Here is an 11,548-nt window from a genome sequence, read left to right on the forward strand (position 1 = left end):
GATCTAATGCGATCCCTGTGGGAGCGGGCGTGCCCGCGAAGCAGGCACCACGGTGGCTGGCACGGGCTGCGCCCGCTCCCACAAGGGATCTCCTATTGGCTCACTACAGGGTCAGACCTGCTCCAGCATCAATCCGGAAATACGCCGTACCTTGCGCGCGACCGCTTCTTCGAAAATACCCTGGCGAGGCTCGACCAGGCTGAAGCAATGCTTGGCGCGGGTGATGCCGGTGTATACCAGTTCCTTGGTCAGCACCGGGTTGAGCGCATCCGGCAGCACCAGCGCGGTGTGGCTGAACTCCGAGCCCTGGGACTTGTGCACGGTCATGGCGAATACCGTTTCCACTTCGTTCAGCCGGCTGGGCAGGACGAAGCGCACGCCCCCACTGCCGTCGTTACGCGGGAAGGCCACGCGCAACAGGGGTTCGCCGCGCTCGTCCGGCAGGCGCAGGGCGATGCCGATGTCACCGTTCATCAGGCCCAGGCCGTAATCATTGCGGGTGACCAGCACCGGGCGCCCTTCGTACCAGGGCTGCTGGCTGTCGATCAGCCCGGCATTGTGCAGTACCCGCGCCACCCGCTCGTTGAGGCCTTCGACACCCCAGGCGCCGCGGCGTACCGCACACAGCAGCTGGAAGTCTTCGAAGCTGTGCAGCACCTTGCCCGCCCATTGCTCCCACGCGGGGTCGTCAACGGCGGTATCGAGTGCCGGGCGGAAACGGCCAAGGGTACGCAGGTAGCTGCGATAACCCTGCGGGCCGTCGCTGCCGCGGTTCAGGCCGTCAAGCAGCAGGCGGTCGAAGGCGCGGTCCTGTTCGTGCTTCAGGGCCAGGCTATGCACATCGGGCGGCGGCGTGGCCAGCAGGTTGCGGGCCGCGTGGGAGTCCTGGCGATTGACCAGCCGGGCCAGTTGGCCAATGCCGCTGCCTTCGCCAAAACGCCGCGAGAAGCGCAGCATCACCACCTGCTGGGCCAACGGGTTGCGTTGCTCATCGCCGGCCTTGAGGCCGCTGCCCGCCAGCGACTCGCCACCGATCTGCTCCAGCCATGCCTCGGTCGCCGACGAGTAACAGCCCTCCTCGGCATCCCGGCACAGGTCACCCAGTACCGCACCGGCTTCGACCGAGGCCAGCTGGTCCTTGTCGCCCAGCAGTACCAGACGTGCCCGTGGCGGCAGGGCATCGAGCAGGTTGGCCATCATTTCCAGGTCGATCATCGACGCTTCGTCGACCACCAGCACGTCCAACGGCAGCGGGTTGCCGGCATGGTGGCGGAAGTGCCGCGAACCGGGGCGGCTGCCGAGCAGGCGGTGCACGGTGCTGACCTCGGTGGGGATCTGCCCGCGCACCTCGGCGCTGACCTGCAGGCGCTCGACCTGCTGGCCAATGGATTCGGTCAGGCGCGCGGCCGCCTTGCCGGTCGGCGCGGCCAGGCGAATGCGCAATGGCCTGCCCTGCTCCACCGCCGGCGCCTGCAGCAAGGCCAAAAGGCGTACCACGGTGGTTGTCTTGCCCGTGCCGGGGCCGCCGGTGATGATGCTGAAGCCTGCGCGGGTGGCAAGGGCGCAGGCGAGCTTCTGCCAGTCCACCTGGCCAGCCGGCGTACCGCCGTCAAACAGCTGCGCCAGGCGGCCACGCAAGTCGGCCGGGGGCGCTTCGGACTGGGTCAGGCGCTGGCGAAGTGTATGGTCGATGCGCCGCTCGTAACTCCAGTAACGGCGCAAGTACAGGCGCTCTCCGCTGAGCACCAGAGGCCGCGCTTGCTGCTCCGAAGTATCGCCGGCGGCCACTAGCGGACTGGCGGCAATGCGCTGGCGCCAGGCGTGCAGGTCGAGGTCGGCGAGCAACTGCGAAGGCAGCAGCAAGGGGCCGGTCAAGGCGTCGCCTTCAGGCGGCAAGGACAGGGCGAAATCGGGCTCGGCCAGGGTCTGCTGCAGGTCGAGGCAGACATGGCCGTGGCCCAGTTGGTGGCTGGCCAGGGCGGCGGCCAGCAACAGCAGTGGGTCACTACCGGGGGCTAGCTCCTCCAGGAATGATACGAACGCTCGGTCCAGGGCACGCAGCCAGCCGCGCTCTACCCAGCGGTCGAGCAGTTGCAGCAGGTCACCGCTGTCATGCTGTGGCGCCAATGCAAGCAGGTGCTCGGCGTGCAGCGGGGTGGGCAACAGGTCGACTAGGCTTCGGCTCATATCACGGCTCCGGCAAACAGGTCCTGCTGTACGGGCGGATGCTCACCACGGAACAGCGCATCGAGGCTTTCGATCAGCTCACGCGGTGGCTTGGCGTGGTAAACGCCGTGGCCGCTGCTGCTGGCACCTCGCAGGAAGATGAACAGGGCGCCGCCAACATGGCGGTCGTAGTCGTAGTCAGGCAGGCGGGCGCGCAACTGGCGATGCAGGGCCAGCAGGTACAGCACGTACTGCAGGTCGTAGCGATGTTCGAGGATGGACTTTTCCATGGCCTGGGCATCGTAGGCCTGAATGTCCGGCCCCAGCCAGTTGGACTTGTAGTCGGTCACGTAGTAACGCCCGTCCAGCTCGAAGGCCAGGTCGATGAAACCTTTGAACATGCCATTGAGCACAGTCGGCTGCGCCGCCGGGCGTGCCAGGCCGGGGTGGGTGTGGCGTGCCACCAGGCGGTCGAGTTGTTCGGCATCGACCTGGTGGCTGGCGAACCAGAACTCCATTTCGATCTGGTAGTGGCGCAGCTGCCCGAGCGTTACACCGAGGTGGTTGCCCGGCAACGGCAGCGCTTCGCCCAGCAGGCGCTGCAGCCAGTGCGTCAGGGTGGGAATCCAGCCGGTCCAGTCGCGACGGTTGCAGCGCTGGCCAACGGTTCGCTCGATCAGCCGTGCATTGCCGCTGACCTGGCTGAAACCCTCGCGGCCAACCCATTCCAGCAAGCCATGCAGGAAGGTGCCGGGGTTGGGCCCGCGCGGGAAGCGGTGAATATCGCCACTGTCGGCCGGGACCTCGCGCAGCATCTGGGTATCGACCACTTCATCATCCAGTAACTGCTGGGCCTGGGAGCTGTCGGCACCGAGGGTCTGGTCGCCGACGCGCAGGGCACTGTACGAGGCAATCCACCAATGCTCGGCGCCCACCGCGCGGCGCGGCTTGCGGGCAGGTAGCAGCTCATGCTCGGCGTGCGGCATGCGATACACCTGCTCATCTGCCGGCGGCAGGCTCGGGCAAGAGATGTGCGGGCAGGTCTTGGCCAAGGCCTGCAACCAGTCCGTCAGTTGTTGCGAGCCCGGCAGGGCTAGGCCGCCACCCAGCAGGTAGCCGAACGCCGAGCGGTGCAGTTGCGAGCTCTTCTGGTTGCCCCGCTTGAGGTCGGCGACACCCAGCCAGCAGGCATGCTGGGCACGGGTCAGGGCCACGTAGAGCAGGCGCAGGTCTTCGGCCAGGCGCTCGTCGTCGGCGCGGTCGATCTGTTCCTGGTCTGGTGTGAGGGTGAGATGGGCGTTGCCCTGGCTATCATGCCAGGCCAGCGGCAGGCGGGTGCCGTCCACTGGTTTGTTGGTGCAGATGAACGGCATGTAGACCAAGGGGTATTCCAGGCCCTTGGATTTGTGGATGGTCACCACTTTCACCAACTGCTCGTCACTCTCCAGGCGCAGGATCTGCTCTTCACCAGCCTGGCCGGAACTGGCCAGGTGCTCGGCCAGGTGGCGGATCAGCGCCTGTTCGCCGTCCAGTTCGCCGGCGGCCTGTTGCAGCAGCTCGGCCAGGTGCAGCAGGTTGGTCAGCACCCGCTCGCCATCGCTGCGGCGGATCAGCGTGCGCGGCAGCTGGAAGTCATGCAGCAGGTGCCGCAGCATCGGCAACACGCCCTGACGCTGCCAGGTGTCGCGGTAACGGCGAAAACGCATGACCCAGTCTTCCCAGACCCGCTCGTCCTGGTTCAGGCGGTCCAGCGCAGCCAGCGACAGATCGAGGGTAAGGCTGGCCAGGGCGGCCTTGAGCAGGCGCTCCGAGTCGGGTTCGGCACAGGCCTTTAGCCAGGCCAACAGGTCGTGGGCTTCCTGGGCGGCGAATACCGAGTCCTTGTCGGACAGGTACACACTACGCACCTCGCGCGCGGCAAGCTCGGCGCGGACCATCTGCGCCTCATGGCCATCGCGCACCAGGATGGCGATGTCCGATGGCAGGCACGGGCGTAGTTCGCCCTCGGCATTCTGGAAACCAGCCGTGCCTTGCTGGCCGCCATTGAGCAAGGCGACGATATGGCTGGCGCAACTGGCTGCCAGCTGCTGCCGGTAAACGCTGCCGGAGACCGGCTCTTCGCTTTCCAGATGCCAGCATTGCAGGGCTGCGCAGGCTTCACCGTCGATCAACAGCTGTTCGCTACGGCCTTTGGCGCGGACCTCGATGAACGGCAGCGGGTTGTCATCAGCCTCGCGGAACAGGAATGCGCCACGCCCTGCCTCACGCGCCTCGGCCTGCAGGAACACCTGGTTGACCGCCGCGACCATGGCCTTGCTGGAGCGGTAGTTGGTGTCCAGGCTGTGCAGGCGACCACTGGTGGCACGGCGGGCAGCAAGGTAGGTGTAGATGTCGGCGCCACGGAAGGCATAGATCGCCTGCTTGGGGTCGCCGATCATGAACAGGCCGGTTTCGGCGCGGTTTTCGCTGATCTGGTAGATGCGCTCGAAGATGCCGTACTGCACCGGGTCGGTGTCCTGGAACTCGTCGATCAACGCCACCGGGAACTGTTCGCGGATCAGGCTGGCCAAGCGATCGCCAGCCTCGCTGGCCAGGGCGTGCTGCAGGCGCAGGAGCATGTCGTCGAAGCCCATTTCCGCGCGCCGACGCTTCTCCACTTCGAAGCGTGCCGCTACCCAGTTGGCGGCATGCTCGAGCAATGGGGCATCCGGGCTGTCCAGGGCCTGTAACTGTTGCTGCAAACTCTGCATGGCGTTGAGGGCCGGGTGCTCGGGTGGCTCGCCCTTCCAGGCTTCGGCCATGCCCGCTGGGGTCAGGCGGGTAAAGCCGGTGCCCAGGTCAAGTTCCACCAGTTGTTCGTTTGCGGCCCAGGCGCAGAGTTTGTCGAACCAGGGCTCGAAGTAACGGGCCTGCATCTTGCGGCCATCGACCTGTTTGGCGGCCAGTGCATCACGGCAGATCTGGCGCAACTCCTCGGCCCATTGCGCCCAAGGCGCCTTGAGCCGGGCCAACTGCTCGCCACGTTGCTGCAGCGATGCCTGGATCAGTGCCGCCGGCTCGGGCCCATCGTGCTGGACGCGCACGCGACCGAACAGCGGGCGGATCCGCGGCAGCAAGGCGTCGGGGCTGCCCCAGTGGCCACGCACCCAGGCCAGCGCGTCGCCTTGCATGCCGTAGCAGAAGCGCCGCCAGTAGTCGCGCATGACCTGACCCAGCAGTTCGCTGTGGTCTGTTTCCAGGGTCTGGGTGAACAGGCTGCCGCTGTCGAAGGCATGTTCGCGCAGCATGCGCTGGCACCAGCCATGGATGGTCGATACCGCTGCCTCGTCCATCCACTGCACGGCGATTTCCAGGCGCCCGGCACAGCGTGGCCAGGTTTCTTCCGGGTAATCGTCACGCAGCTGATGCAGCAGCGGGTCGGCCGCCTCCAGCTCGCCACGGAAGAACCGCGCAGCTTCGGCCAGGCGGGCGCGGATACGTTCGCGCAGCTCTTTGGTGGCGGCGTCGGTGAAGGTCACCACGAGGATCTGCGGTGGTAGCAGCTCGCGGTTGAAGCCCTGCTCGCCACCGTGACCGAGGATCAGACGCAGGTACAGCGCCGAAATGGTGAAGGTCTTGCCCGTGCCGGCGCTTGCCTCGATCAGCTGGCTGCCGTGCAGGGGGAAACTCAGTGCCAGGGGACGGTCCTGGGTCATGCGCCTTTCTCCGGGTTGCCCAGGGTCTGCCACGGGGCGTTGAACAATGGGCGGTACAAGGCTTCGCACCAGCCTTCGAAGGTTTCATCAGCGGTGAGTGCGGCAAAGTCGCGGAACTGCCGGGCCAGGGCGATGCTTTCACTGCGCTCGCCGAAGCTGGTGCGCTCATCGCCTTCGTAGGCGCGGGCGGCAGCAGCCAGGGCTTTGTCGCTATCGTCCTGGGCCAGCCAGGCGAACGCGGTCTTGGCCGCGACCGGCAACGGCGCATTCATCGCCGCCTGACGGGCTACCAGCAGGTCGCCCAGCAATTGCGCCGCCTGCGCTTGCGGCAGTGGCTCAAGCAGTAGGGTCAAGTCGCTGGCCACCAGCGCGCTGTTATACGGGTAGCCCGCCGCGCAGGCCGCCAGGTGCGTGACCCAGGGCGCGATCAGTCGGTGCCACTTGAGGGCGTTACGCCCGGCACTGATAGTGTTGGGTACGGTGGTGATGCTGAGCAGGCTCTGGTCATCTGCCTGGAATACCCGCCCAAGCCACCCTTCGAGGCGGTGCGGGCCGTGCTCGAAATGCACTGGCAATGCCCCCTCGACCAGCTGCGGCCAGCGTTGCAATAGCTGGCGGTGGCGTTGCAGCAGGCCTGGAAGGGGCTCGATCAGCTCGCGCTGCAGCAGTTCGCCGAAGCCGGCCAGTGGCAGCACGCCACAGGCCTGCAAGCGCCGTGCTTGTGCCTGCAGGGCCTGTTCGGCATTGTCCGGCTCGGCCAGCGCTGCACCCAACAGGCTTTCACTGGCGCCGTATCGTTGCAGGATATCGAGGACGAAGGGTTCCTCGTCCGGGGTCGGTGCTTCCAGCGCTTCGAAGTACACCTTCAGACGCTGGCTGAAGAAATGCCGCACCGGGTGGCGCAGGAAGTCATTCAGCTGGGTCAGGCTCAAGGCCTCCTCGTCATGGTATGGCGGCAGGACGGGGTCAGCCTGCTGGTCCTCCTGGCCCTGCTGGTGCAACACCTGCCATTCGTGGGCAAAGCTGAACAGCGGGCTGCCCTTCTGGAAGTAGCGTGAACTGAACGGTTGCAGCGGGTGCTCCTGGGTCAGTGCGTGCAGCAGTTGCTCGCCCGGTTCTGCCGGCTGCCCCTGCTCCGCGCCTGCCAGCTGCCAGCCGGCTGCAAGGTGATCGCGCAACTGGCCGATGAGCACCGAGGCCGGGCGTTCGCTGTTGTCGCGAATGCTGCGCCCGACCCAGCTGACATACAGCTGGTCGCGGGCCGACAACAATGCTTCGAGCAGCAGGTAGCGGTCATCCTCGCGGCGCGAGCGGTCACCGGGGCGGTAGTCGCTGGCCATCAGGTCGAAGTCCAGCGGCTGCTGAGCGCGGGGGTAATCGCCATCGTTCATGCCCAGCAGGCAGACCACCCGGAACGGGATGGCGCGCATCGGCATGAGGGTACAGAAGTTCACCGAGCCGGCGAGGAAGCGCTGGGACAACTTGCCCTGGTCGAGGCCCGACAGCCAGGCTTCGCGCACCACGGTCAGCGGCAATGGGTCTTGCAGGCCGACGGCCTCGCACACCTCAAGCCAGCTATCACGCAAATCCTGCAACTGCATCAGCAGGAACTCGTCGCGCTCGCCCTCGGCCAGGAAAAACACTTGCAGCAAGGCATGCAGGCGTTCCCCCCACTGGCTGACAGTGGCAGGCTCGGACAAGGCCTTGCTGGCTACTTCGAGGGCGTCGAGCAAGGCGACCAGCGGGCCGATCAGCGCCGCATCCAGGCCACCGATTTCATCGTAGGGTTCGATGCCGTCACAGGCCTCACCCACGCCGACGGCATAACCCAGCAGCATGCGCCGCAGGCCGAACCGCCAGCTGTTCTGTTCCAGCCCAGCGGGCAAGCCCAGGCTGGCCCGCTGCTCGGCATTGAGGCCCCAGCGGATGCCGGCCCCCTCGATCCAGCGGTGCAGCGTGGGCAGGTCGTTTTCGCGTATGCCGAAACGGGCGCGGACTGCCGGCACATCCAGCAGGTCGAGCACTTCGCTGACCGCGAAGCGGCTGTCCGGCAGCTTGAGCAGGTGTTCGAGGGCAATCAGCAAGGGTTCGCGGCCACGTTGGCCCTGGTCGGTCAGGGTGAACGGGATGTAGCGCGGATCGTTGCGCTGCAACTGGCCGAATACGGCGCGAATATGCGGCGCGTAGGTATCGATGGCCGGCAGCATGACGATCACGTCACGTGGGCGCAGGGTTGGGTCTGCGCTGAACCGGGCCAGTAACTGATCGTGAAGGATCTCCACTTCGCGTTGCGGGCTATGGGCGATGTGGAAGCGGATCGAGCGGTCCTTCGCTGGGTCGACTGGATGCCACTGCTCACGAGTTTCGGCGAGCGGACGCAGTTCAAGGATGTCGTCCTGCAACTGGTTGAGCAGCGTGGTGGGCGAGCCCTCACTGAATAGGTCGATGCGACCGTCGCTGAACACGCCCTGGTAACTGCTGGGGTCATCGTAGCTGTCGAGCAGGTTGATGTAATCGCGGCCTTGTTTGCCCCAGGCGGCCAGCAAAGGGTGGGCATGCTGGTGCAGCGACTGGTCGTCCAGTTGCAAGGGCATGCCCTGCTTGCGCTGCTGGCGCTTGTACTGGTGGCGCAGCAGGTCCTTGTCGGCAACGATATCGGCCCAGTGGTGGCGGCAGGGGTTGTGCACGCACAGTAGCACCTGGCTGAAGCGTGCCAGGCCGGCCAGTGCCTCGAGGGCCTGGGCTGGCAGCGATGAGATACCGAATACGATCACCCGGGCCGGCAGACCGGCAGGTGCCTGCTCCAGGCTATTGATCCGTTCGATGAAGCGTTGATGTACGCCGGCACGGCTCTGCGCCATGCCCTGCTCACCAACATCCTCCAGCAATGCACGCCACAACTCGGCCTGCCAGCGGTTGCCCGGGGGCAGCGCCTTGCGTTCAGCGCGGGCGGTGTTGAGGACGTGCTCGCCAGCGGCCCAATCCTTGAGCCAGTCGGCGCGGTAGACCTGATACTGGTCGAACAGGTCGGCCAGGCGCTCGGCGAGCTGATAGCGCTTGCGCAGGTCGCTGTCGTCGGTGAGGAAGCGTCGCAGCGGTTCGAAGTGAGGACGTTCGATCAAAGCCGGGAGCAGACGCATCAGACGCCAGGTCAGCGGTGCCTTGTCGAGCAGGGAGACTTCGGGAATTTCGTCACGGCCCAGCACGCTGCGGTAAAGCTGCCACATGAAGCTGCCTGGCAGTTGCACATCGATGGCGGCGGCGATGCCACAGCCGCCCTGGTCATCGTCCTGAGGGTCTTCGGCAAGAGCCAGCTTGAGCCATTGGGCGATGCCATTGCTTTGCACCAAGGCGATTTCGTTTTCCAGAGGTGCCAAGGGATAGCGACGCATCCAGCTCACCACCAAGCTGCGCAGGTCGTCGAGGCGGTTGCCGTGGACGATCATGAAGCCAGGGTGGAGGTGAGTGGTATTGGGCATCGGGAGGTCTCTGGCTGGCGCTGGGGGCTGAGGGGAAACGATATCACGTAGGTACGATACGGAGAGTATGGCGCAGTGCCACTAGCCGATTGACAAGGCATCGGTGGAACCCTGTTAGCGGCCTTGCGCCGTCCCTGTGGGAGCGGCTTTAGCCGCGAAGCAAGCGACGCGGTGGATGGCACCGGCTTTGCCGGCATTCGCGGGTGAACCCGCTCCCACAGGGGCGGCGTATGCTTGGGATTTTTTGCACCACAAAGACAAAACCCCTACCTGCATGCGCAGATAGGGGTTTTGCGAAATGAATCTTGACGATGACCTACTCTCACATGGGGAAACCCCACACTACCATCGGCGATGCATCGTTTCACTGCTGAGTTCGGGATGGGATCAGGTGGTTCCAATGCTCTATGGTCGTCAAGAAATTCTGTTGCCAGAATGTCCAGATGGACAGCCCAGCGAATCCGGATATGCGATATTTGTGATGTTGCGAACTTTCGGTTGTTTCGTCTTCACCACCGCAATCTGCGCTAGCAAATTGCTTGGGTGTTATATGGTCAAGCCTCACGGGCAATTAGTATTGGTTAGCTCAACGCCTCACAGCGCTTACACACCCAACCTATCAACGTCGTAGTCTTCGACGGCCCTTTAGGGGATTCAAGATCCCAGTGAGATCTCATCTTGAGGCAAGTTTCCCGCTTAGATGCTTTCAGCGGTTATCTCTTCCGAACATAGCTACCCGGCAATGCCACTGGCGTGACAACCGGAACACCAGAGGTTCGTCCACTCCGGTCCTCTCGTACTAGGAGCAGCCCCTCTCAAATCTCAAACGTCCACGGCAGATAGGGACCGAACTGTCTCACGACGTTCTAAACCCAGCTCGCGTACCACTTTAAATGGCGAACAGCCATACCCTTGGGACCGGCTTCAGCCCCAGGATGTGATGAGCCGACATCGAGGTGCCAAACACCGCCGTCGATATGAACTCTTGGGCGGTATCAGCCTGTTATCCCCGGAGTACCTTTTATCCGTTGAGCGATGGCCCTTCCATACAGAACCACCGGATCACTAAGACCTACTTTCGTACCTGCTCGACGTGTTTGTCTCGCAGTCAAGCGCGCTTTTGCCTTTATACTCTACGACCGATTTCCGACCGGTCTGAGCGCACCTTCGTACTCCTCCGTTACTCTTTGGGAGGAGACCGCCCCAGTCAAACTACCCACCATACACTGTCCTCGATCCGGATAACGGACCTGAGTTAGAACCTCAAAGTTGCCAGGGTGGTATTTCAAGGATGGCTCCATGAGAACTGGCGTCCCCACTTCAAAGCCTCCCACCTATCCTACACAAGCAAATTCAAAGTCCAGTGCAAAGCTATAGTAAAGGTTCACGGGGTCTTTCCGTCTAGCCGCGGATACACTGCATCTTCACAGCGATTTCAATTTCACTGAGTCTCGGGTGGAGACAGCGCCGCCATCGTTACGCCATTCGTGCAGGTCGGAACTTACCCGACAAGGAATTTCGCTACCTTAGGACCGTTATAGTTACGGCCGCCGTTTACCGGGGCTTCGATCAAGAGCTTCGCTTGCGCTAACCCCATCAATTAACCTTCCGGCACCGGGCAGGCGTCACACCCTATACGTCCACTTTCGTGTTTGCAGAGTGCTGTGTTTTTAATAAACAGTCGCAGCGGCCTGGTATCTTCGACCGGCATGGGCTTACGGAGCAAGTCCTTCACCCTCGCCGGCGCACCTTCTCCCGAAGTTACGGTGCCATTTTGCCTAGTTCCTTCACCCGAGTTCTCTCAAGCGCCTTGGTATTCTCTACCTAACCACCTGTGTCGGTTTGGGGTACGGTTCCCAGTTATCTGAAGCTTAGGAGCTTTTCTTGGAAGCATGGTATCAACCACTTCGTCGCCTGAAGGCAACTCGTCATCAGCTCTCGGCTTTGAAATCCCGGATTTGCCTAAGATTTCAGCCTACCACCTTAAACCTGGACAACCAACGCCAGGCTGGCCTAACCTTCTCCGTCCCTCCATCGCAATAACTGGAAGTACAGGAATATTAACCTGTTTTCCATCGACTACGCTTTTCAGCCTCGCCTTAGGGACCGACTAACCCTGCGTCGATTAACGTTGCGCAGGAAACCTTGGTCTTTCGGCGTGCGAGTTTTTCACTCGCATTGTCGTTACTCATGTCAGCATTCGCACTT

3 protein-coding genes and 2 rRNA genes (1 of these 5 only partly in view) are annotated in these 11,548 nt (G+C 63.6%); all 5 read right to left on the reverse strand.

The features are described from left to right. Positions 1 to 111 precede the first annotated feature (111 nt). Positions 112 to 2,187: an exodeoxyribonuclease V subunit alpha gene (gene recD, locus QN085_RS22045; protein ID WP_041505613.1), complete on the reverse strand. Its 2,076-nt coding sequence runs from the start codon at positions 2,185 to 2,187 to the stop codon at positions 112 to 114. Further along, complete coding sequence (gene recB / locus QN085_RS22050; protein WP_013974251.1) at positions 2,184 to 5,861, reverse strand: exodeoxyribonuclease V subunit beta; 3,678 nt, start codon at positions 5,859 to 5,861, stop codon at positions 2,184 to 2,186. The genes recD and recB overlap by 4 nt, the downstream gene beginning before the upstream one ends. Next, a complete protein-coding gene (gene recC / locus QN085_RS22055; RefSeq protein WP_023662317.1) occupies positions 5,858 to 9,340 on the reverse strand; it encodes an exodeoxyribonuclease V subunit gamma in 3,483 nt (1,160 codons plus the stop codon). The genes recB and recC overlap by 4 nt, the downstream gene beginning before the upstream one ends. Positions 9,341 to 9,643: 303 nt before the next feature. After that, positions 9,644 to 9,759: ribosomal RNA gene (gene rrf, locus QN085_RS22060) — 5S ribosomal RNA — on the reverse strand. Positions 9,760 to 9,890: 131 nt separating this feature from the next. Then, positions 9,891 to 11,548 (reverse strand): 23S ribosomal RNA (locus QN085_RS22065) (it continues 1,234 nt past the right edge of the window).

Origin of the sequence: Pseudomonas sp. M2(2023) (assembly GCF_030263955.1) — a bacterium.
Taxonomy (GTDB): domain Bacteria; phylum Pseudomonadota; class Gammaproteobacteria; order Pseudomonadales; family Pseudomonadaceae; genus Aquipseudomonas; species Aquipseudomonas asiatica.